This is a genomic window from [Borrelia] tanukii (assembly GCF_030439725.2).
Taxonomy (GTDB): domain Bacteria; phylum Spirochaetota; class Spirochaetia; order Borreliales; family Borreliaceae; genus Borreliella; species Borreliella tanukii.
Genome location: NZ_CP124034.1, coordinates 714,545 through 738,611, shown reverse-complemented (window position 1 = coordinate 738,611; position 24,067 = coordinate 714,545). Strand labels below are relative to the sequence as shown.

Sequence of the window (24,067 nt, the reverse complement as noted above, 5' to 3'; positions counted from 1 at the left end):
ATTACCAAAATTATTTTTTAGAACATCAAAAACCCTGAATTTTGAATAAAAATTTACAAAACAAAAGACTACTCAAAAATAATTTTTAATTAAAATCCAATTTGCTTTATTTCATGACTTAATTTACTAAAATATTTAAAATAACTTAAAAATTAATGCTTAACTTTTTTAACATTAAGACGCTCCTTAATTTTCATAGCAGCTTTACCGATTCTATTCCTCATATAATAAAGCTTTGCTCTTCTAACCTTGCCTCTTCTTAAAACTTCAACTCTTTCTATAATAGGAGAATATACTGGAAAAATTTTTTCAACACCTATTCCTGAAGAAATTTTTCTAACCAAAAATGTTTTGCCAATTCCCTTATTTTGAAAAGAAATAATAATCCCCTCAAAACTCTGCAATCTTTCATTACTACCTTCAATGATTTTATAAACAACCTTCACAGTGTCTCCCACATTAAAGACAAAAGCCTCACTTTTCTTATTTTGAGCTTCAATTTTTCTTATCAAATCCATTATTTTCTCCTATTATCTCTAAATATTTAAGGTATAAATCATATCTGTTTTTCTTAGTTTTTTCTCTAGCTTTAAAAAGCCTCCAATTCTTTATATTTTCATGATGCCCTGAAATAAGAACTTCTGGAACCTTTATCCCCATAAAATTATAAGGCCTGGTATAATGGGGATATTCAAGTAACCCACTTTTCACACCAAATGATTCTTCTAATAAAGAATTAGGATTTATTACTCCATCTAGCAATCTATATACACTATCTATTAAAACAAGAGCTGCGATCTCTCCTGAAGATAAAACATAATCTCCAATAGAAATCTCAAAATCAACATATAAATCTATAATACGCTGATCAATCCCTTCATATCTTCCACAAATTATAACAATTTCTTTTTCTTTTGACAAGGAATATGCCAGCTCTTGGGTATACTTTTTGCCAGAAGGACTTAAAAATATTGTTGTTTTCTTAGTAGCTTCTACATGCTCAAGGGCAAAAGACATGGGTTCAGCCTTTAATACCATCCCAGCACCGCCTCCGTAAGGCAAATCATCACATCTTTTATGCTTATCTTTTGAAAAATCCCTAACATCAATAAGCTCAAAACTTACTATTCCTTTGTTAATAGCTTTTTTCATTATTGAATTTTCAAAAAATGGTTTAATTATTGCTGGGAAAAGGGATATAACTGTAAACTTCATCTTAAAAGATCTAAAACCTTAAGCTCAATTGTTTTTTTTTCTGCATCTATATCTCCAATATAAATGCTCAAAAAAGGAATAAAAAAAAACTTAATACCCGCTTTGACTTCAAGGAATACACTATTTAAATATTCAAAGAAAGCTACAACTTCTCCTAGCTTTTTATTGTCATTAACAATAGCATAGCCAATCAATTTTCCCAAATAATATTCGCCTTCCTTTAAGCTAGATGCAAGCGAATCATCAACCCACAATTCAAAACCAATCAAAGGCTTAACTAACTCTGGAGTATTAATCCCTTCAAACTTTAAAAATAAGGAATTATTCTTTACATTAACATCTACAACCTTAACTTCAATGGAAAAACTATTGTTTTTTTTTAAAAGAACCTTATTGTTTTTTAGGTTAATGAAATCATCAAAATTATTGGATATGCTTTTAACCTTAGCATACCCATTAACTCCATAAGACGATAGTATCACGCCTTTAATAAACATAAATCAATCTAATATTTCTAATTGCACTCGCCTATTGGTTTTAGCGGCACAAGCTCCAAGCAAAGTTCTAATAGCTCGTGCAATACGACCTCGTATTCCGATTATCTTACCTACATCGCTTTGGGAAACCCTTAATTCTAAAATAGTTGACTTTTCCCCTTCAATTACATTTAGCTTCACTTCATCTTGTTTATCTACAAGAGACTTTACTACAAACTCTATAAGTTCAATTTCATTCCCATACTCTTTCATCTAAACCTCCTGACTTTTCGCATTCAAGTTGTTTTTATTTAAAAGCATTTTCACTGTATCACTTAAAATTGCTCCCTTGCTTATCCAATCTTTAATTCTATCTTCCTTAATTTTTATTTGCTTTTGCTTTTCAACAGGATGATAATAACCAAGCTCTTCAATTGCTCTACCATCTCTAGGAGAAGCAGAATCCATAACTACAATCCTATAATAAGGCCTTTTTTTAGCTCCCATTCTTTTCAATCTTATCTTAACGCTCAAATTTATTCCTCCTTATTTTCCCCAAAGGGACGCAATCTTATTTTGAAAATCTTTATTTTTCATTTTTTTCATAAACAAAGTTGTTTGACTAAACTTTTTTATGAGCTTATTAACATCAAAAACGGTTGTTCCACTTCCCAAAGCTATTCTTTTTTTTCTTGAAGGATTGTTCAAAATCACCGGGTTTATTCTTTCTTTTTTAGTCATAGAAAGAATAATAGCTTCTTCTTTATTAAAAATTTCTTCATTTAAGTTATCAGCATTCAACATTGATTTTGAAACACCTGGTAAATAACTTACAAAATTAGAAAACCCTCCCACTTGCCTCATGCGTCTAAATTGGCTTAGATAGTCTTCAAAATTAAAACTAGCTTTATTAATTTTTTCCTCAAGCTTAATAGCCTCTTCTTTGTCAACAACACTTTGAACCTTCTCTACAAGACTAACAACATCCCCCATACCAAGAATTCTAGAAGCAATTCTTTCTGGGTAAAAGGAATCAAGATCTTCAATTTTTTCTCCAACACCAATAAATTTAATAGGAACTGCGCAAATACTTTTAAACGATAGTACAGCACCCCCTCTAGTATCTGAATCAAACTTAGAAAATATTGCACCGGTAAGTCCAACATTTTCATTAAATTCCTTAGCAATATTTACCGCAACTTGACCCATCATAGAGTCTAGTACCAAAATGGTTTCTGCGGGCTGCAAAATCTCCTTGATTTTTCTTATCTCTTCAACTAACAAAGATTCAACCTCAAGTCGCCCTCTAGTATCAACTATTACAGAATCAAAAAACTCAGACTCAGCAAACCTCATAGACGCTTTAACAATTTTAATAGGATCTTTTTCTCCTTCAAGTGAAAATACTGGAACACCTATTTGGCTACCCAATATTTTTAACTGCTCTACGGCCGCTGCTCTAAATGTATCAGCAGCTACAAGAAGTACCTTTCTATTTTCTTTTTTAAGCCTTAAAGAAAGCTTAGCGCATGTTGTAGTCTTGCCAGAACCTTGAAGTCCAAGCATAAGAATATAAGATTGTTTATTGACAGGATGCAAACTAAGCTCATAATTTTTGCCTCCCAAAAATTTAACAAGATTATCATTGACAATTTTAATAAACTGAGATTTAGGATCAATGCCCCTTAAAACTTTTACTCCTTTGGACTCTTCAATTATAGAATTTAAAAAACGCCTTACAACTCTTAAGTTAACATCAGCATCAACTAAAGAATTTTTAATAATCTCAATAGCCTCTGCAATGTTTTTATCATTTATTGTAGACTTTCCAGAAAGATAGTTTATAAAGTTCTTAAAATTTGATCCCAAACTTTCAAGCATTAAAAATAACCTTTATTCTCAAAAATAATCTTATCAAATATAAGATACAAAAAAAGGCAATATTAATCAATATCTCCTCCTGTCAAATAAAATTTATTAAAAATAACACTAGAAGCCGGTCCAACAACAGAAACTTCAGTATCTAATGAACTAAGCTTTAATACTATATTCTCTTTATTTCGCTTTTTAATTTCTTCTTTTAACAAATCAAAAAAAGCTTTTAATCTAAAACTTTGACCATAGAGTACCAAATAATTAAAATCAAGCATTCTTTGAATATTGATAATAATTATTGCTAAATATTTAACCGTATCTTCCATAATTTTATTTATAAAAGCATATTTTTCATAAAGAGAAAAAATATCATATATTGTAACCTTTTTCAATCTACCCTCATACTTCTCATAAAGCTCAGGAATCTCACCATTCATAAATTCTTTTGAAATCAATCTCTGCAAAGCAAAATTAGATATTAGCATATTAACACAACCCTTATTACCACAAGTTGGACAATTTTTTTCTCCTTCATAATCAATTATCATATGGCTGACCATGCCTGACTTATTATTAAAACCAGGATAAACATTACCACCTGACCAAATCGAAAGCTCGGCAGTATCTGTGTAGTCGAAAAACATAATATTATCTATATTCCTACCCATAAATTCGGCAAGAGATAAATTTTTAACATAACTTTCAAGATAAACTGTAAGTGAAAAATATTCCTCAAGTATTCTCTTAACAGGAACATCTTTTTCAATCCATGCTCCATAACTGTCGTTAACAATGCCTGATTCTTTATTTTTTATTAACCCTGTGATACTAAAACCTAAACCAATAAACTTATCTCTTGAGAAATTATGTTTCCAAATAATTTCTATCATATGATCTTTTATTTTTTCTAAAATATCATAAGCACTAACTGGGGGCTCAAAAGAATGGGTTTCACTTATTAAAACCTCACATTTAAGATTAGCAATACCTATTTGAAAATAATTGCTAGAAATAATAACTCCCATTGAATACGCATAATCTTTATTAATATCAAGAAGTATTTCTTTTCGTCCATGTCTTTTAACATCAGACACTCTAGATCCAACTTCAATCAAAAGATTTTCTTTTATCATTTGATTAGTCAAAATAGTAACTGCAGCATTTGTTAAGGTTAATTTACGAGCTAAGTCTGTTCTTGAATATTGCATATTTTTCAAACTAAGAAGAATTTTTCTTCTATTCCCACCTCTAATTGAAACCATATTTTCACCCTGCATAATACACCTCCTTTATTTTTAAAATAAAAAAATATTATAAAATATCACATCAAAAAAGCCAATATAATAGTTATATCTATTTTTAAAAGACAAACATCCCTTTATAAGGCTAAAAAATATTTTACATCATAATATCACGCTCATAAACTATCAAAAACTTATAGCTTGACAAAAAAGGAATAAAATCATTTTTACATAAAAACTCATCAATAAAAATTAATTAGATTTAAAAAATAATAAACACAAGAAAAACCATTTTGCCTTAAAAACCAATAACTTTAACTTACTTTTTCCTTAAAATAAGAAAATTCCATAGTAAAACTGCCTCTCCCTTTAGTAGAACTTCTTAAAATAGAAGCATACCCAAAAAGTTTCTCAAAAGCCGCCTCTGATTTTATCAAATCATACTCTCCAATATTGCTAACTGAATGAATAACACCCCCTATAACATTTAATGTAGAAATAATTTCTCCTGTATGCTCAATAGGTGTTCTAATTTCTAATAACATTATTGGCTCAAGTTTAATAGGATCTGATTTTTGAAAAATGCTATGAAAAGCAAATCCTGAAATTGATTCAAAAGCACTTGCACTAATCTTACCAGTCTCACAAACAATAGAAAAAATGCTAACATTAATATCAATAATAGGGTATCCAAAAACTCCGCTTACAAATGCAGCTGTAATTCCCCTTGATATTGCGGTCTTAATTGCAGAATCAACATTACATTCAAAACCGATTTTATTTCCTTCGCCTCGTGACAAAGGTTTAATGATTATTCCAATTTTAAAATCAATATTTTTGCCAGCAAAAATATTGTTAAATTCAAATACTTCTTCTACAATTTTACCAGCACTCTCTCTGTAACTTACTTGAGGTTTTCCCGTGTAAACATTAAGATTAAATTCATCTTTAATTCTTGTCAAAATAATCTCAAGATGTAATTCACCCATTCCAGATATAATCAATTGTCCCGTTTCTTTGCTCTCAGAATAACTAAAAGTAGGATCTTCTTTCGATATTATTTCAAAAATTTCCTTTAGTCTAACCTCATCTGATGATCTTTCAGGCTCAACAGACATTAAGACAACTGGTTCTGGAAACATAACAGATTCAAGCAAAACATTATTGTTTTCTTCAACAAGAGTATCCCCTGTAACAGAAAACTTTAATCCTAAAACAGCGCCAATATCACCTGTTTTCACAAAATCTATTTGTTCATTTTTATTTGAAAAAACTCTAAAAATTTTTGTAAACTTTTCACGCTTACCATTTGAAGCATTGAAAATTTTTTTATTAGAATTGATCTCGCCAGAATAAACTCTAACAAAATAAAGATGCGCAGCAATTACACTTGAATATTGAACTTTAAAAACAAGAGCTGACAACTTTTTGTTTTCATTAGGATCAACTAAAATTTTTTTATTTGCATCTAAAGAAAAAGCATCAAAACTTTTTTCAAAAGGACTTGGCAAGTAATCCACAATCGAATCAATCAAAGGTTCTATTCCAATATTTTTTAAACTAGTTCCCATTAAAACAGGAACAATAAATCTAGAAATAGTACCTCTTCTAATCTCACTCTTAATAATATCCAAACTAATTTCTTTATCTTCAAGAAATAATTGAGTAATTTCTTCACTAAATTGACTTAGAATGTCTATTAACTTTTTCTTAAAAAAAGTTACTTGTTCAATAAATTCTTCTCTAATTTGGCTATAAGTTAATTTTGGAATTCCATTTTCCATTGAGAAATGGAGCTCTTTATTTAAAATAATATCAACTACTCCTTCAAAATTGCTTTCATTTCCAATTGGAATCTGCAAGATTAAAGGAATAGTTTTAAACTTATTTTCGATATCTCCTACAACTTTAAAAAAATTAGCACCTAATCTATCCATCTTATTAACATAAGCAAGTCGAGGAATTTCATATTTTTCTGCCTGCTTCCAAACAGTTTCTGTTTGAGCTTGAATTCCATCAACAGCACTAAAAATAACAACACCCCCATCAAGAACTCGAAGAGATCTTTCAACTTCTGCGGTAAAATCAACATGCCCTGGAGTATCAATAATGTTTATTTGGCAATTCTTCCAATGGCAAGTAATAGCAGCTGAACTAATAGTAATTCCTCTTTCTTGCTCTTGAGGCATCCAATCAGTAACAGTGTTTCCTGAATCTACATCCCCCATTTTATGACTTTTGCCAGTATAATAAATAATTCTTTCTGTAGTAGTAGTCTTGCCGGCATCAATATGAGCCATAATTCCAATATTTCTAATCCCCATAAAATCCCCAACAACAACTACAGCCTTAATACAGATAAACTAAGCATCGGTATAAGTTAAACCTTTTAATAAAATTGTTATTTTATATCGCACTCGCAACATTTAGAGTCGTTATCATCGTGACAAAAACAATCACAATTTTCAAGCAATGCCTTATGCATCCACAAATGCTTTTCAAGATCACTCATAATGTCATCCATAATATTAGCAGTACCATAATCACAAGCGGTATCAATCAATTTTCTCATTCCAAAAATATTTTTCAAGATCTCAGTAAGACCGCAAACAATACTTTGCATTGAAAGTAAAAAATCAGAAGTTGATTCAACGTCAAGCTCCTTAATAAAGGATTTTTTTATAAATTCAGAATATCTAAATTCAGAATCATATCCAAGCATTCTTGAACGTTCTGCAACAATATCAATAATCTTTTCAATATATCCATAAAGATCTTCGGTTTTTTCATGAATAACAAAAAAATTAGTATCTTTTATATTCCAATGAATACCTCTTAAATTAGAATAAAAAATATGTAAACTTGCTAAAAGTTCTTGTAACTTTAAGTGTATCTCTTCTAAATCATCTTTTTTTATATAACTTAAATACTTTTCCACAACTATCTCCTTGATATAATCATTATAATACATAATGAGATATAATTATAATTTTAATGCCATAATAAATAAAAAGGATATTTAATGAAAAAATTGATTTTGATTTTTGCAGTGTTTTTATCTCAAGCATGCAATTTAAATACAATACATCCAATGGATACAAAAGAAGACATGAAAATCTTATATTCAGAAATTGCTGAATTGAGAAAAAGATTAAATCTAAACCATTTAGAAATAGATGATACTCTTGAAAAAGTTGCAAAAGAATATGCTATCAAACTAGGTGAAAATAAAACACTAACTCATACTCTTTTTGGTACAACCCCAATGCAAAGAATACGCAAATACGATGAATCCTTTTACATAACAAGAGAGATACTAGCATCAGGAATTGAACTTAGCAGAGTAGTTGATGCATGGCTTAAAAGTCCAAGCCATAAAGAAGCTCTTATTAATAAAGATACCGATAAAATAGGCGGCTATAGATTAAAAACAGCTGACAATGTAAATATATTTGTAGTTCTTTTTGGAAAAAGAAAAGAGAAGAATTGACACCATTAAAACTTATACTGTATACTAATTATTAGCAAAAGGGCTCATAGCTCAGTTGGTCAGAGCGCCTGCCTTACAAGCAGGATGTCGGGAGTTCGAATCTCTCTGGGCCCAAAAATAACTTAAGCTTTAATTATTTTCAACCCTAAAACCAAGTTTATTTTAGAATTTTTAAGCATATTATTTAATTCCTTTTGAACTTTATTAGCTTTTTCTAGGTTTTCAAAAAGAAAAACAAACGCTCCTCCTTTACCAGAGCCGCTTAACTTACCAGAAAGAGCACCCAATTTAATCCCCCTACTTATCAGCCAATCAAGAGCATCATTAGATAATCCCAAACGCTTTAAACAACAGTGTGCAATATTCATTTCGTTAGCTAAAGAATATACATTCTTATTCTTAAAAGAAAAATAGGCATTGCTTGCAGCAAGACCAAGTTTTTTAATAAAAAAAAATAAATCATCATTTAACAATAACTGTTTTTTTAAATTAACAACTATTTCTTTAGTCGTAAAATCTCTTTTTATCGCTCCCATTAAAAAATAAAAACCAGAATCTTTTATTTTTTTTGAACTCAAAACATCTTCTTTTGTCTCTAAATAAAAAGTTCCACCAAGATCAATTAATCTAATATCCATCCCGGAAGATTTGCCATGAAAAATGTTTTCAATTTGATTTGCCAACAAAACTTTATTACAGTCCCTATATTCAAAATGGCTTGTAATATATTCTGCAAAACACAAACTAAGACTGGCAGAAGAGCCAAGACCAACTCCAATAGGAATTTCAGAAAGAATGGCAAACTCAATCGGATTAACTTTGCTGTAATTTGTAACAATAAAGCTTATTAAGCTGTTTAATTTAGCACAGGGTTTTCCCAAATATTTCCAATTTTTGGACACATTGTAAATCAGATCCATATAAATTGGAACTGTAGCTCCAATAACTGGAAACCCGTAAACAGCGCTATGCTCACCCAAAAACAATATTTTAGCCGGCTTTCTTATTCTTAGCATTTATCGCTTTCAAACTTAATGCCTTCAGGCTCTAAAACAATTGGAATAATTTTCGACAAATCAAAAGCTTTAAGATTGGGCCTGTAAACTAAAAAAGTTTCATTTCCAGCTCCCAAAGCTTTAATCAAATCACATTGATCTTGAAGATGCTCAAAACTTGGAGACAAAGCTGCAGAAACTCCTATTACTTCTCCAATTGCCAATCCCAATTCTTTAGCTCTTCTCAAACTAGAAATTAATGCGGATTTAGAATTACTAATACTTAAAACAAGTTTTCTCATCTCCAAATTGCATTTTAATATGAAATCTAAAATAGAATCTCTATGTTTATTGTATTCATAAATAGAATCGGTGGTTTTAACTGCTTGCAAACCCCGCATCAAATAAAAATCATTAAACTCTAAAGCCCTTAACTGTCTACATTTAGGAGTAGAACCACCTTCAAACTCAATAACACCTCCAAAAATACTGGTAGCAATATCATATCCACTACCTATCCCCCCCTGAGAGTGCCTGTAAGCTTCCAAACAATATTTAAAAATTTCACCTTTTTGAACAACATTAGCAGAATTATAAATTAAAAAAAGCCCACACACTATACCAATAGCAACAACAGCGCTCGAGCCAAATCCCTTTTTAGTTCCATCATTAAAGAAAAAATTACTTGTATCGATATATACATCATATGCAAATCTATCTAGATCAAAAAAACAATTTTGATTCAAGTAAGAAAACATTTTAAAAATAAAATCATTTCTATTTTCTATTAAAGAAAAATCGTCTATCTCTTTCTTCTTGCTAAAGAAGCGCCAAGAATCGCTCTTTTTAAAAGAAAAAAATGCTCTCTTGTTGATGGCAATTGCCAACCCCAATCCCTTTTCCTCTAAAATAGTATATTCCCCCATTAAAAGCAAATTTCCGGGCACGGAAAAACTAATTAAATCCATTCTAAGTCACACCCAACCTTTGAAACAATAAAATTAATGCCATTAAAATTTTGCTTAAGTCTTTTTAAAATAGTATTTAAATTTTTTTCCAAACAAATAAACTTTACTTGGGGGCCTGCATCCATTGTCTCAAATACAAAAATTCCTTCATTTCTCAAATTAGCAGCATATTTAATTAAATCTATTGTACTACTTTTAAAATAAAAAATAGAAGATGCAAACATTAAAGCAAACATATTCTGATAGCTTTCTACAATAGTTGCTCCAAAACGAATAAAATCTTTTTTTAAAAAAAAATATAAAGCATCTTTAAAGATCTTTTTACTAGAAGCAATCCAAGCATCATAATAAAATTCGTGGCGTTTACAAATATTCATTGCCACTCTTGAAGACAATTCTTTTTCATTGCTATCAATTATGGCAAATATTATACGCAAATCATTAAAATAAGATTGATCTCTTAACTGAAAAGATTCTTTTGAGCCTTCTTTTAAAATAGTAAACCCCCCATAAATAGCTCTTGCTGCAGAAGCTGAACCTACTCTTGCAAGATTAGATGCACTATTAAAAGAATATTTATTAAAATATTTCAAAATACAAGCAGCAATAGAAGCAAAACCTGAGCTTGAACTTGCAAGACCTGCTGCTGTTGGAAAATTGTTTTCACTTTTAATTTTAAATCTAACATTCGGTTCACTAAGAATTTTTCTTGCATAATCAAAAAACACCTTTTCTCTATTTTGCAATACAACTGGCTTTGAATTTAAAATTATTTCATCTCGATCTGAAAGTTCAAGCTCACTTATTGAATAAAACTTATCAACACTAACAGCAAGACTAGAAGTCGCTGGAATGTTTAAAAAAACATCTTTCTTGCCCCAATATTTAATTAAAGCCAGACTTGCATTAACTTTGCACTTTACTTTCATTCTCTAACCTTATTTTCTTTAAAATTTTAAAAGCAAAATCAAAAGAATAAATATTCATTTTTTCCATTTCTAATAATAATTTGTCTTTCTCAAAATCAGAAATATTATATCTTGTCTTTAAAAGGTAGAGTATTTTATTAACATGCAATCTCATGTGACCCTTTTGAATCCCATCAAATGCAAGCGCCCTTAATGCAGCAAAATTACTAGCAAGTCCAACACAAGAGAGAATACCAATAAACTCGCTCTTACTATTTACATTCATAATTTTAAAACTTAAAGCTGAAGCTTCGTTAAAAGATGTACCCCCACCTTTAGTTCCAACTTGCAAAGGAATTTCAATTTCTCCAACCAAAGCATTATCAATGGTATAAAATTTACTAAGAGGTAAATATTTTCCGCTTTTTGAAGCAAATCTGTGAACAGAGGCCTCAAGCGCTCTTGTATCATTAAAAGTCACAAGACACACTCCTGTAATTCCGTTCATAATACCTTTATTATTAGTAACAGCTCGCTCCTCTTCGTAGAAACCTATGCTAGAAATAAGTTCAATTTTTTTAGCCAAATTCCAAGAATCCTCTTTATTTGATAGCAAATGCTTAAAATCTAAAGTAAAACAAGCTTTAGCTGTAAATTCACTAATATCATTGCTTAAAATTTTTAAAACACACTCATATCCAAATTCCAAAAAAATATATTCTGCTACACGCTCTGCAATTGAGTTTAGAAAATTAGCACCCATAGCATCACAAGTATCCAAATAAAGATTCAATTTTTGAATACCAAGCTCTTTAATATACCTAGTTGACAATCTTCTAAATCCACCTCCTCTTTGATTCATATTGAACAAAAGAGGTTCAAGCCAAGTCTTGATTTTATCACCAAGATCAACAAAAATTTTACTTAGATCTTTTCCCGATTTTATATAAATTTGAGAAATTCCCAACACTTCGCCCAAAGAATACCTCAAATTAGCATTTTCAAGAATTTTTGCCGCAAAATTTAAGGCAGCAACAACAGAAGATTCTTCTGTTGCAATAGGTAAAGAATAATATTTGCCATTTATTTTCAAATTTTTTACAATTCCAATAGGAAAAGATAAATATCCAATATAATTTTCTATCACATTAAAAAGAAAATCTTCATTGGCATTATTATAAAAAAAATCTTTACAAGATAATCCCAACAAACTTTTTATCTCTTGCCTTTTTTCTAAAACACTTTTATGTCTAAAATTTTTACTAAGCTTCATAAAACTGCTTAAAAACTCCAAGCTCAGCAAGTAAATAGCTACTCAAAAAATACTTATTATCTCTAAGTTCTGACAAACTTTTGCTTCCACTTAAAAACATAGACATTTTTAAAACATGCTCATAATCAGAAAAAAGATTAAATACCGCATCTTCTCCTGAGTCGTAAAAAGCCCTAAGAACAGCCGCTGCAACACCTATAAGTTTAGCCCCAAGAGCAATGCCTTTAGCAATATCCATGCCCGTCTCATATCCACCAGATGCAAAAATATTAGCCTTTAGAGAATCATCAATGCTAAGCAAAGTAAAAATCGAAGGAATGCCCCAATCAGAAAAACAAGATGCAATGTTTAAATTATTACTCCTTATACCTTCTACTAGAACCCAATTGGTTCCACCACTACCCGCAAGATCAATATAAGAAACCCCAAGCCTAAATAATTCCTTAACGTCTTTTGGTGAGATTCCAAAACCTGTCTCTTTGACAATCAATGGAATACTTAGAAAGCCAGACAATTTAGCTATTGATTCTTTTATTCCTTTAAAATTTCTGTCTCCATTAACATTCATTAATTCTTGCCCTGCATTAAGATGCACAATAATTGCATCAACTTCCAATCTCTTGATCATTTCAGCTATTTTAAAAATACCAAACTCAACAACCTGAACAGCACCAATATTTGCAAACAAAGGAATATTATGAGCATATCTTTTAAGAGTAAAATCTCTTATGTACTCGGGATACTTAAACAAAAGTTTAAAAGAACCTAAGCCAATAGGAATTTTTAAATAATTTGCAATTCTAACTAAAGATTTATTAAAATCATTGCCTTCTTTACCGCCTCCTGTCATGGAGGAAATAAAAACAGGCATGCTAATATTGTATCCAAATATTTCTTCTTTTATATTTATTTCAGAAAAATTAAAATCACTAAGAGCATTATGCTTTAACTTAACAAACTTTAAAAAATTGCAGCTGCTTTTAACATCGTTTTTATTTAAACAAATCTCAATATGTCTTTTTTTATTTTCTAATATATTAGGCTCGATACCCATAAATTCGGTATCCATCATCCCTTAATTCTTTTAAATAAAATCCTCTGGATTCACCAGGAACTATTTTATTTTGAAAAAAATCTTTATATTCTTCAAAATTTGCATTATTTCTATTTTTTATAAGCTCATCAAGATCCCACAATTTAACAACATCAAAAGCACCTTTTTCAACAGTAAATTCATAAATAATCATAATATTGCCAGATCCATAAGAACAAAACAATATCTTTTCTCCTGAAATATCCTTCTTAGAAAATACTCTTTTTAAATAAAATGCTAAAGACAGAAAAATTGAACCCGTATACAAATTCCCCACTTCCATAGCAGCTTCAACTCCATCGTAAAAATCTATTGACTCTAAATAAGCATTTCTAACAGATTCGTCATCACTATAATATTTTTTTAAAATGTAATGCATTGAATCTATAGGCATCTTAGCAAAAGGAACATGCAAAATAAATCTATAATTAGAAAACAAATCTTTCATACTAAGTTGTTTTTTGACAGCAAAATCTATTAAAGCATTTTCGTTTGCATTATTGTAGCATTCAACTGAATATCGACCTCGCACCTTAGCTTCTAAGCTTCCAAAAGGCCTAAAAAAATCATCAACATCATCGGTATAAACTCCAAATTCAGATAAATTGATCGACAGTAATTTTGGATTTTTTTCAATCAGAATTGCAGTTGCACCAGCTCCTTGGGTAATCTCAGCCGTAGTAAGATTGCTATAATGCGCAATATCTGAAGAGAAAACTATTCCATATTCAGAATTATTAGAATGGCTTAAAACACTTGCTACACTATGTAAAGACATAGCAGCACCAGCGCACGCATGCTGAACTTGAAAAGTTAGAAAATTATTTCCCAGAGAAATACCAGCCTGCTTTAAAGCTCCAAAAACATAAGAAGAAATTGACTTTGAATGATCAACACCTGTTTCAGTTCCACCCAAAAGCATTCTAATTTTGCTTAAATCAAGATTATTGTTGTCAAAAATAAGCTTAACAGCCGAACTTGCCATGGTTACACTATCCTCGTTGGGACTAGTAAACCTGAAGCCTTTTTGCAAAGTTGCATCTATCGCTCTCTTGATTTTTTTAAAAAAAACTTCATCAGAAGAATATAAAGGATTTCCCAAAAGAACAGAAAAGTCTAAATAATTTAAAGGTAAAAAAATTCTAATATCACTAATACCTACTTTCATATATCCTCTCAATGCATTAATGGATTTAAGTATTATATTATAATTTACAAAAATTAGCAAAATCTTATATAATGAAACCTAAAAAGGGAAGTTTATGAAAATAGCCGTACTTTTATCTGGAGGAGTTGATAGTTCTGTTGCCCTTTACAGAATTATAAACAAAGGATATACAAATATAAAATGCTACTATCTAAAAATTTGGCTTGAAGATGAACTGTCTTATATTGGAAACTGCCCTTGGCAAGAAGATTTAAATTACGTTGAAGCTGTATGTAACAAATTTAATGTACCCTACGAAATAATAAACTTTCAAAAAGAATATTATAACAAAGTAGTAAGCTATACTATTGAAGAACTAAAAAATGGCAATACCCCAAGTCCAGATATTTTTTGTAATCAAAGAATAAAGTTCGGGGCATTTTTTGATAAAATCAATGAACAATATGATTTAGTTGTTACAGGGCATTACGCTAAAATACAATCAAAAGAGAAAAAATTTTTTTTAAAACAAGCAAAAGATAAAATTAAAGACCAAAGCTATTTTTTATCTCATATCTCTCAAAAACAAATGTCAAAACTATGCTTCCCTTTAGGAACATTACTTAAAAGCGAAGTAAGGCAAATAGCTAAAAGCATAAATTTGCCCAACAAAGATAGAAAAGATAGTCAGGGTATTTGCTTTTTAGGAAAAATCAAATACAACGAATTTATCAAATATCATCTTGGCGAGAAAAAAGGCAATATAATTGAAAAAGAAACAGGAAAAATAATAGGAACTCATAACGGATATTGGTTTTTTACAGTTGGACAAAGAAAAGGAATAAAACTTAGCAATGGGCCATGGTTCGTCGTAGAAAAAGACTTAGAAAAAAATATTATATATATCTCCCATAACGAGAATTATTTAAAACAAGCAAAGCGCAAATTTTTAGTTAACGAAATACATTGGATAAATGACAAACCTTCAGATTTTGAAAATTTCAAAATTAAAATAAGGCATGGTGAAAAAAAATATTCATGCAAATTAAAACTTATTGAAAATAACTTAATTGAAATTTCTCTAAACACAAAAGATCATGGAATCTCTCCGGGACAATTTGCAATTTTTTATAAAAATACAGCATGTCTAGGTGGCGCTAAAATTTTTAAAATTATAGAATAATAATCTTTTGAAAAGTAAGTAGAAAATTAAAAAACTTTCTCTTACTTTTCGATCTTAAAGTAATCAACGGATTCTTTTAAATCTTTTACACTCTCTAACATTTTTTCAGACATTGCAGAAAGCTCTTCACTACTTGAAGCTGTAGTCTGAACCAATTGACTAACCTGTTCTATTGCATTTTTAAATTGATCTATTTGAACGCTTTGCTTAGAGCTTTCATTAGAAATATTTTTCACAAGTCTGGCCGTTTGCTCCATGCCGGGAACTATTTGTTCAAAATTTTCCCCGGCACGACTTGCAACAGTCAAGCTTCTGTTTGCAATATCAATAATCTCTCTTGCTGATTCCTTGCTTTGATCTGCAAGCTTTCTAACCTCAGCAGCTACCACTTCAAACCCTTTGCCTTTTTCTCCCACTCGTGCGGCCTCAATCGAGGCATTTAAAGCAAGCAAATTAGTTTGCCTTGTTATCTCATCAATAATTCCAATTTTTTCAGTAATTACAGTCATTGCCTCAATAGCTTTAACAACAGACTTATGCCCCTCTTTAGTCCTTTCATTAGTATTAACAGCAATTTTTTCAGTAGTAGACGCATTTTCGGTATTTTCAGAAACACCTTGTGATATTTGCTCAATATTTGCCGTCATTTGCTCTAAAGTAGAAGCCTGCTCAACAGCACCAGAACTTAAATTCTGACTTGCATTTGCTATTTGAATCGCATTTTCATAAAGATAATCTAGGTTTTCAATAACCCCTTTCGCAACTGAAGAAAAATTAGTTCTGAGTTGCTCAAGACCTTCGTACAAACTATACAACTCCACAGTATCCCATTTATCAAAATTAACATCAGCAGTAAAATTGCCAGAGGCAAGTCGCTCAGAATATTCTAATATCTTATTCAAAGAAGAGCTTAACTTTTTCACAAGATAAAGAGTTGCAATAGCAAGAATAAGCAATGTAAATGCAAAACTAACACCCAAGATCAAAGACGTAGCTCGCGACATATAATAAAAATCATCCTCTGAAGTCCTCATTAAGAGAATAAATTTACTATTAGACAGGTTTAATAACACCTTTTGACTAATTCCTACATATTTTTTGCTACTATTAGGATCATAATAATAAACAGTTGAAATTTCTTGTTTTTTTTGTAACAAATCTTCAGATGTTTTTTTAAGAATATTGGAATAAGAGGCACTAAGATCGGTTAAAACATCGCCTGGAAGTACTGTATGATGAACCAAAAATCTACCCGTAGTATCATAAGCTAGCGCACGACCACTAGAGAGTATCCCAAAATTAATTCCCCTAAAAGACCTATATATATAATCCATTGAATAAAAAAACATAAAATAACCAAAAATATCGTCTGTGCCAAAATCTCTTAATGGTATACCTATTAATATATAAGGAATCTGGCCTTTTTTATTTTTTATCTTAGAAATGTTTTTAACTAAAGACTCCTCAATAGACCCAGGATCTGCCAACATGACAAAAGAATTGTAAACAATACTTTGAGACTCTTTAAGTTTTGTAAAATATTCTCTATCCTTAATAGACTTGCCAAAATCACTATTATCCTTGACAGCTGTAGTGAAAACTATTTCACCTTCCTTATTTGTAACCATCATATTACTACCAGTTTGAACAAGAATTTCAGATTGATCTGAAATAAAACCCAACCTTTTGGATTTAATTTTACTAGCTTCATTGAATTTTTCAGCAGAATTGAAATACATGGAACTAACTCTAACTTTTTCTTCCATTGAAGAAATGTAAATATTAAAAGAACTTTTAATATTTCCAATAAGATTCATCATAAGATCAAACTGCTGATCTACCAATTTACTATTAATTAACATCCCAAATACAAAAAACAAAATTGATATAAAAAATGCTATCAGAATAAGAACAAGTAGCAACATCCTAGCTTTCAACTTCATACTAACCACCTCTTTTACAAAAAATAAATTCTAAAACTCTGAAAAATCATCATCAAAATTTAAATCCTTATCAGCAATATCGATAGCTTTCTTAGGATCAACTCGCTTATTAATAGTTCTTATAGGAGGCTCATCCTCAATACTTAAAGAATAATTATTATGCCTATTGCCATTCAAAGTAGGAATTTCATTACTTTTGAAATTTTGATTTTCATCTTTAAAAGAATTTTCAGGACAATCCATCGCTCTGAAATCATAATCATCATCTTCCATATTTTCAATCTTAGAATTTTTAATTTTGAAAAATAATACAGATTTTCTAAGTTCTTTAGACTTTTCTAGCATTTTATCAGACATACTAGAAAGTTGCTCACTACTTGAAGCTGAAGACTGAACAACTTCTCCAACCTGGTCCAAAGCCATTTTAAATTGAGCAATCTGATCACTCTGCTTAGAACTACCTTCTGAAATTTTCTTAACAAGGTTAGCTGTTTCTTCTATTTCGGGTAACATTTCTTTAAAGATTATTCCCGCTTCAGTTGCTACCTTAGAGTTATCTTCAACTAACTCTCCAATCTCAAGAGCCGAAATTTTACTAAGATCAGCTAACTTTCTAATCTCACTAGCCACAACAGCAAATCCCTTTCCTTCATCACCTGCTCTTGCAGCTTCAATTGCTGCATTTAAGGCAAGTAAATTAGTCTTTCTAGCTATTTCTTCAATAACACTAACTTTCTCTACAATATCTTGCATAGCAATAACAGATTCTTCGACAGCCTTCCCACCTATCTGAGAATTTTCATTCGTCTTTAAAGCTATCTGCTCTGTTTCATAAGAATTATTCGCACTCATATTGACACCTGATGCTATTTGCTCAACATTGGCTGACATTTCTTCAAGAGCAGATGCCTGCTGTAGCGCACTAGAGCTTAAATTTTGACTTGAGCTGGCAACTTCTAAACTTGCCTTATTTACATAGCTAATATTTCTCAAAACACTCGCAATTGCTCCAGAAATGGCTTTTTTCATTTTCACAACCTGAAGACTTAACATGCCAAGCTCATCAAAAAAATCACCATCATCAAGAGCATAATCTTTATCTAAATTTCCCTTAACCATATCTTGAACTAAAACTCTAATTGTGTTTAAACGGAAACTAATAATCTTATCTATTCTCATCAAAAGAATAATGCTTAATACAATAATACCTAAGACAGAATACAAGATATACTGAAATTTTAGGCTAGATATTACTCCATAAATATCTTTATAAGGAATTCTGGCAATAAGTACCCCGCCTTTCTCTCCCAATTTACTACTTATGGGCAACAGAGCATAATAACACTCTTCCCCCATTTCGGAAAAGAGTATTCTATCAATAGTATAAACCGACACTTCAGTAGGAATATTTGATAAAAGAGGCGGCTTAGAAAACACGTCTTTAAGAATATTTAAAAATTTAGAACTAACCCTACTGGTTTCATTGTATTCTTCAAAAGGATTAACGGCTATATTATTAGGATCCACATAAACAAAATTGCCTCTTTTATAAAAACCGAATCTAAATCTATCAAAATTATCCGCTAAAACATCATTAAGCAAATATCCAGCCAAATACCCACAAACAAGCTTATCCTCTGGAGAATATACGGGAACAATTATTGCAAAAGCCTTTTTTTCGCTTTGCCTAGACCTAATGGCAACCTCTGCAGATATTCCTTCAGAAAGATTTGAATACCAGCCTATAAATTTTAATTGGTTTTGCTTATAATCCTCAATCGCTTTTTTAAAATAATTAGTATTAGCCTCAGAATGTCCAAAATCCATATTATTCTCATGCCTTGTGCTAACAATTATTCTCCCTTCAAAATCAAAAAAGGCGAATTCTTCAAAAAAGGTATCATTTTTAAGATTGGACATAAAATTGTACAAATATTTTCGATATTTTTTATTCACCTTTACAGAATCAATAACAAATTTTGAATTTTTTCTTAAATCTACTAATTCAGACTCAGAAAAATCTTTTCCTCTATTCTCAGAAATTGCAAATTCTGATATGGTTTCAAGCGCTAAATTAGAAGCGGCGCCATTGATTATAACGTACAGAGTATCCAAAAAAGATTGTGTAGAAAAAGCTGCTCTTCTTAATTGCGCCCTTGTAAGCTGCTTATAATAATCTTCCAAATAACCACATAAAATAAACTTAAAAATCATAGAAAAAAGTAACAGTATGAAAATTAAAAACAATAATAAAAATCCAACAAACCTGTATTTAAGTTTCAACAACATAATAAACTACCTCACAAATCATCTACTTTATTTAATCAAACAAACTCAAGACCGAAAGGGTATTAAAAAAAATTTTACAGCAAAAAATTAAAAACTCTTAAAAAATTAAAAGAATTTTCACAACACGAAAAACAAATTGTAAACTATTATTACCTATTATTGCTTTTTATAGGGGATTCCTAAAAATTTAGGCGCATAATTTCTTTTTGAAAAAAAAATAAGACTTAAAATAATAATTAAATATGGAGTAATAACTAACATTTTAGGAGGCATTATTAAAGATAAAAAAGGTGATTGAGCCAAAACAATTGCCAAAGTTTTCACGAATGAAAACAAAAAGCTACCCATTAAAATTCCCAAAGGGGTCCATTTACCAAAAATCAACATCACAATAGCAATAAAACCCTGTCCACCCGTAACCCCTTGCACATAGCTTGATGCAATCACTGTTGTAAGAACAGCACCTGAAACACCTGCTAAAAAACCACTCAAAAGAACACAAAAAAATCTAATTTTATTTACACTAACTCCAACAGACTCCAATACCTCTGGGTTTTCACCACTAGCATTAATTCTAAGTCCAATTTTAGTGTATTTGAAAATAATATGAAATAAAATCACACCTAACATTGCAATATATACAGAATATCTTTTACCAAAAATTTGAAATACAAAAGACGTTTTGCTTAAAATTCCATCAAAAAGTATCGGCAACTTTATTTCTATAGGTGGAGTTGAAATAGAAGAAAAAATCAAAGTGCTTACAAAAACAGCAATAGCGGGTCCTAAAAAATTAAGTGCCATTCCGGTTATAATTTGATCTGATTTTAAAAAAATTGTAAAAACAGCGTGCAAAATAGCAAGCGCAAGCCCTGCTAATCCACCAACAAAAATTGAAAATAATGGGTCATTTGTAAAATATGCAACTGTAGCCCCTGTAAATGCTCCTATTGTCATTATTCCTTCAAGTCCAATATTAATAATTCCACTCTTCTCACTTATAAGACCTCCAAGGCCAGTTAAAATTAAAGTTTGAGAATTTATTAAAGTTTCACTAATCAAGAATATTATTATATTTGACACCCTTAACACCTTTTAAAAAGATTTTATTTAAAAAATAACTAGCAGAAATTACAAGAACAATTATTCCCATCATTAAAGATACAATTGAAGATGGAAGACCCATTAGACTTTGAACCCTACTGCTTCCATAAAGCAATACAGAAAAAAGAATACTGGAAAATATTATGCCAATCGGCGAATTGTTTCCTATCAAAGAAACAGCTATTCCATTAAAACCAATTCCTTCCATATAAGAAAGCTTAAATATAGCTTTATTAACACCCATAATTTGAACAGCGCCAGCAAGACCTGCAACAGCTGCTGAGAGAAACATTGAAAAGATCAGAACGGCTTTTACATTAATACCCATACGTCTTGAAGCTTCAATATTACCCCCTATGGCATTTATTTTAAATCCAATAATAGTTTTATTAAGTAAAAACCATATTAAAATAGCAAAAATTATACCCAAAATTATTCCAAAATGAAGGGGTGCTTTTAAAATCTCATTAACAAAAGGATGAGAAGACCTATAAGCAAGACCTTCTGGAGAGAGCTTCCAAGAGCCTAAAAAATCAATAAATGCACTTTCTTTAATAGACTTTGAAAAATCACTATTATCTCTTTTAATAAAACTAAAATCTAAAATTATATTATTCAAATGAAATAATATCCAATTAAACATTATTCCTGAAATCACTTCGCTAATATTGAATTTAGCTTTTAAATATCCAATTAAAATTCCTAAACTACCTGACGCTAAAAAAGTAATAACAAAAATAGAAATTACATGTAAAACTGGGGGCAAATCAAGTAAAATCGATGCTATTAAAGCAATGATAGATCCTAGCATAAACTGACCTTCAACCCCAATATTGAAAAGACCTGCTTTTAAAGAAATGCCAATAGAAAGGCCAGTAAAAATCAAAGGAGCTGCATAACTTAAAATATAACCTAAATGTTTGGGAGATGAAAAAATAATCTCCAGTATTATAAAATACATTCTAAAAGGAGAATAACCAAACATCATCACCACTAATCCAACAATTAAAAATCCAACAAATAGAGCAAAAACACTAACAAATGCTGAAGAATTTAAAAATTTCAATATAAATTTACTGAATACGTTTTTACCAATTATCATTTAGCTTAAACCTATCATCATTTTACCAATAACATCAATATCAAAATTGCCCTCTAAAATACCCACTATTCTTCCATCATGCATTACAGCTATCCTGTCACAAACATTAACAAGTTCATCAAGTTCAAGAGAAACCAACAAAACAGATCTACCTAAATCTCTTTGCTCTATTATTTTTTTATAAATATTCTCAACAGCACCAACATCAAGACCTCTTGTAGGCTGAATAGCTAAAAGAATATCCGGCTCTAAACTAATCTCACGAGCAATAATAACTTTTTGCTGATTGCCTCCAGATAAATATTTTACCTTACTTAAAATATTTCTTGGTCTAATATCAAAATAATTTACAAGTTGATTGCTCATTGTTTTTAAAATGTTAAAATTAAACCCTACAAATTGTCTTTTAACCTTATGAAATTGTTTTTTAATGAAATTGAAAAAATTAAATTTTAAACCAAAATTATTCTTTGAATGATTTTTTTTAAATCTTAAATAATCAATATTATCAAAGCTCTTAAGCCCAATATTTTGCATAACATTAAATTCTAAAATAAGACCGTGCCTTTGCCTGTCCGAAGGAATATTGCCAATTTTTTTATCTATTATTTGCTTAATCGTTAAACCTTTTAAAGATTCCAAATCCCCTGAAGAATTTTTCTTAAAAATATCGCCCTTAAAGATGTTTTTCAAGCCCAAAATTGCATCAACTAAATCCTCTTGGCCACTTCCCTCAATGCCTGATATTCCAAGAATTTCACCATTTCTCAGATTAAGATTAACGTCTTTTACTTTTAAAACTCCCCTCTCATCTTTAACACTTAAATTCTTTATTTCAAGAACATTAAAATGATTTTCAAATTGAACTTTAGATGAGCGAAGTGCAATTTCTTTGCCTATCATTAATTTTATAAGATCTTTATCATCAATCTCATCAAGATTAACAGTTTTCACAGCCTTTCCAAGGCGCATAATTGTACATCGCTTTGCAACAGACCTAATTTCTTTTATTTTATGAGTAATAAGTATTACAGTATGACCCTCTTGAGTGAGTACTTTTAAAATATTCATAAAATCATCAACTTCACTTGGAGCAAGCACTGCAGTAGGTTCATCAAAAATAATAATATCTGCATTTCGATAAAGAACTTTCAGTATTTCTATTTTTTGTTGCATGCCAACACTTAAGTCTTCAACCTTTTTCTCTAAATCTATCTTTAAGCCATACTTTTCTGAAAGATAATTTATTTTCCTTTTAGCTTGCTTGTAATCAAGAAAACCAAATTTTAAATTTTCATACCCCAAAATAATATTCTGAACAGCAGTAAATTGTGGGATTAACATAAAATGTTGAAAAACCATTCCAATCCCATTTCGAATAGCATCGCTTGAATCTTTAAAGTTTACTTCTTGGCCTTTTAAAATAATTTTGCCACTATTTACTTGATGAATCCCATAAATAGTCTTCATTAAAGTGGTCTTTCCAGCACCATTTTCTCCAAGAATAGCATGAACTTCGCCTGCCTTAAATTTAATAGAAACATCATCATTGGCAATAAAATCACCATACTTTTTTGTAATATTTTCTAATACCAGTAGATCTTCTTTCACCAAGCTTTAACCTTAACAAATATCCAACACAAATGACTTACCATATTATTTCTAATGAAATATAATAAAACTTAAAGTTTATATTTTCAATAGCATTTTTGCATTTTAATGAACAAAATAAATTATTCATAAAAATTAATTGATAGTAAATAAA

General features: G+C 30.1%; 22 protein-coding genes and 1 tRNA gene. 3 read left to right on the top strand and 20 right to left on the bottom strand.

Annotation, left to right across the window (positions count from 1 at the left end; translation table 11 throughout):
- Positions 1-152 precede the first annotated feature (152 nt).
- The 9 genes from rplS to QIA27_RS04005 form a co-directional block, all read right to left on the bottom strand.
- Positions 153-518 carry a 50S ribosomal protein L19 gene (gene rplS / locus QIA27_RS04045; RefSeq protein WP_301354075.1) on the bottom strand — a complete coding sequence of 122 codons (366 nt, stop codon included), beginning with the start codon at positions 516-518 and terminating at the stop codon, positions 153-155.
- Positions 496-1,215 (bottom strand): tRNA (guanosine(37)-N1)-methyltransferase TrmD, encoded by a 720-nt coding sequence (gene trmD, locus QIA27_RS04040; protein WP_301354074.1) that lies wholly within the window; start codon positions 1,213-1,215, stop codon positions 496-498. The genes rplS and trmD overlap by 23 nt, the downstream gene beginning before the upstream one ends.
- On the bottom strand, positions 1,212-1,712 hold the full coding sequence (gene rimM, locus QIA27_RS04035; RefSeq protein ID WP_301386510.1) for a ribosome maturation factor RimM: 501 nt from the start codon (positions 1,710-1,712) through the stop codon (positions 1,212-1,214). The genes trmD and rimM overlap by 4 nt, the downstream gene beginning before the upstream one ends.
- 3 nt (positions 1,713-1,715) lie before the next feature.
- Complete coding sequence (locus QIA27_RS04030; RefSeq protein WP_301403644.1) at positions 1,716-1,964, bottom strand: KH domain-containing protein; 249 nt, start codon at positions 1,962-1,964, stop codon at positions 1,716-1,718.
- Positions 1,965-2,225, bottom strand: coding sequence for a 30S ribosomal protein S16 (gene rpsP / locus QIA27_RS04025; protein ID WP_006068830.1), 261 nt, complete (start codon positions 2,223-2,225; stop codon positions 1,965-1,967). It abuts the gene before it with no gap.
- Between the two features lie 12 nt (positions 2,226-2,237).
- Positions 2,238-3,572 (bottom strand): signal recognition particle protein, encoded by a 1,335-nt coding sequence (ffh, locus tag QIA27_RS04020; protein WP_301403643.1) that lies wholly within the window; start codon positions 3,570-3,572, stop codon positions 2,238-2,240.
- Positions 3,573-3,634: 62 nt separating this feature from the next.
- Positions 3,635-4,843 (bottom strand): host adaptation transcriptional regulator BadR, encoded by a 1,209-nt coding sequence (badR, locus tag QIA27_RS04015; RefSeq protein ID WP_301386508.1) that lies wholly within the window; start codon positions 4,841-4,843, stop codon positions 3,635-3,637.
- 278 nt (positions 4,844-5,121) lie between these two features.
- The gene (fusA, locus tag QIA27_RS04010) at positions 5,122-7,131 is read right to left on the bottom strand and encodes an elongation factor G (RefSeq protein ID WP_301403642.1); all 2,010 of its coding nucleotides are present in this window, start codon (positions 7,129-7,131) and stop codon (positions 5,122-5,124) included.
- A gap of 77 nt (positions 7,132-7,208) precedes the next feature.
- The gene (locus tag QIA27_RS04005; protein WP_301403641.1) at positions 7,209-7,745 is read right to left on the bottom strand and encodes a Dps family protein; all 537 of its coding nucleotides are present in this window, start codon (positions 7,743-7,745) and stop codon (positions 7,209-7,211) included.
- 84 nt (positions 7,746-7,829) lie between these two features.
- Between QIA27_RS04005 and QIA27_RS04000 the strand changes: the two genes are divergently transcribed.
- Together QIA27_RS04000 and QIA27_RS03995 are read left to right on the top strand one after the other, a co-directional pair.
- The gene (locus QIA27_RS04000) at positions 7,830-8,297 is read left to right on the top strand and encodes a BB0689 family surface lipoprotein (RefSeq protein ID WP_301403640.1); all 468 of its coding nucleotides are present in this window, start codon (positions 7,830-7,832) and stop codon (positions 8,295-8,297) included.
- 40 nt (positions 8,298-8,337) lie between these two features.
- Positions 8,338-8,411 (top strand) — tRNA-Val (locus QIA27_RS03995).
- Positions 8,412-8,419: 8 nt separating this feature from the next.
- On the opposite strand, the gene mvk is transcribed toward QIA27_RS03995, so the two are convergent.
- The 6 genes from mvk to QIA27_RS03965 are packed head-to-tail and all read right to left on the bottom strand — an operon-like array spanning position 8,420 to position 14,702.
- Entirely contained in the window at positions 8,420-9,313 is an 894-nt protein-coding gene (gene mvk / locus QIA27_RS03990) for a mevalonate kinase (RefSeq protein WP_301403639.1), read from the bottom strand.
- Positions 9,307-10,260 carry a GHMP family kinase ATP-binding protein gene (locus QIA27_RS03985; protein WP_301403638.1) on the bottom strand — a complete coding sequence of 318 codons (954 nt, stop codon included), beginning with the start codon at positions 10,258-10,260 and terminating at the stop codon, positions 9,307-9,309. Before QIA27_RS03985 ends, mvk begins: the two co-directional genes overlap by 7 nt.
- The gene (gene mvaD / locus QIA27_RS03980) at positions 10,251-11,189 is read right to left on the bottom strand and encodes a diphosphomevalonate decarboxylase (protein ID WP_301354059.1); all 939 of its coding nucleotides are present in this window, start codon (positions 11,187-11,189) and stop codon (positions 10,251-10,253) included. Before mvaD ends, QIA27_RS03985 begins: the two co-directional genes overlap by 10 nt.
- Positions 11,167-12,441, bottom strand: coding sequence for a hydroxymethylglutaryl-CoA reductase, degradative (locus QIA27_RS03975; protein WP_301386504.1), 1,275 nt, complete (start codon positions 12,439-12,441; stop codon positions 11,167-11,169). Before QIA27_RS03975 ends, mvaD begins: the two co-directional genes overlap by 23 nt.
- Positions 12,431-13,495, bottom strand: a complete 1,065-nt coding sequence (fni, locus tag QIA27_RS03970) for a type 2 isopentenyl-diphosphate Delta-isomerase (protein WP_301354344.1) — start codon at positions 13,493-13,495, stop codon at positions 12,431-12,433. Before fni ends, QIA27_RS03975 begins: the two co-directional genes overlap by 11 nt.
- Positions 13,479-14,702 (bottom strand): hydroxymethylglutaryl-CoA synthase, encoded by a 1,224-nt coding sequence (locus QIA27_RS03965; RefSeq protein WP_301403637.1) that lies wholly within the window; start codon positions 14,700-14,702, stop codon positions 13,479-13,481. Before QIA27_RS03965 ends, fni begins: the two co-directional genes overlap by 17 nt.
- A gap of 94 nt (positions 14,703-14,796) precedes the next feature.
- Between QIA27_RS03965 and mnmA the strand changes: the two genes are divergently transcribed.
- Entirely contained in the window at positions 14,797-15,864 is a 1,068-nt protein-coding gene (mnmA, locus tag QIA27_RS03960) for a tRNA 2-thiouridine(34) synthase MnmA (RefSeq protein ID WP_301403636.1), read from the top strand.
- Positions 15,865-15,905: 41 nt separating this feature from the next.
- Here the strand turns inward: mnmA and QIA27_RS03955 are convergent, their stop codons facing one another.
- The 5 genes from QIA27_RS03955 to QIA27_RS03935 form a co-directional block, all read right to left on the bottom strand.
- A complete protein-coding gene (locus QIA27_RS03955) occupies positions 15,906-17,807 on the bottom strand; it encodes a methyl-accepting chemotaxis protein (RefSeq protein ID WP_301403635.1) in 1,902 nt (633 codons plus the stop codon).
- A 30-nt stretch (positions 17,808-17,837) separates the two neighbouring features.
- A complete protein-coding gene (locus tag QIA27_RS03950) occupies positions 17,838-20,096 on the bottom strand; it encodes a methyl-accepting chemotaxis protein (RefSeq protein WP_301403634.1) in 2,259 nt (752 codons plus the stop codon).
- 156 nt (positions 20,097-20,252) lie between these two features.
- Positions 20,253-21,179 (bottom strand): ABC transporter permease, encoded by a 927-nt coding sequence (locus QIA27_RS03945; RefSeq protein WP_301354049.1) that lies wholly within the window; start codon positions 21,177-21,179, stop codon positions 20,253-20,255.
- Positions 21,151-22,302: an ABC transporter permease gene (locus tag QIA27_RS03940; RefSeq protein ID WP_301354047.1), complete on the bottom strand. Its 1,152-nt coding sequence runs from the start codon at positions 22,300-22,302 to the stop codon at positions 21,151-21,153. Before QIA27_RS03940 ends, QIA27_RS03945 begins: the two co-directional genes overlap by 29 nt.
- Positions 22,303-23,913, bottom strand: coding sequence for an ABC transporter ATP-binding protein (locus QIA27_RS03935; protein WP_301354045.1), 1,611 nt, complete (start codon positions 23,911-23,913; stop codon positions 22,303-22,305). It lies immediately after the preceding gene.
- Positions 23,914-24,067 lie beyond the last annotated feature (154 nt).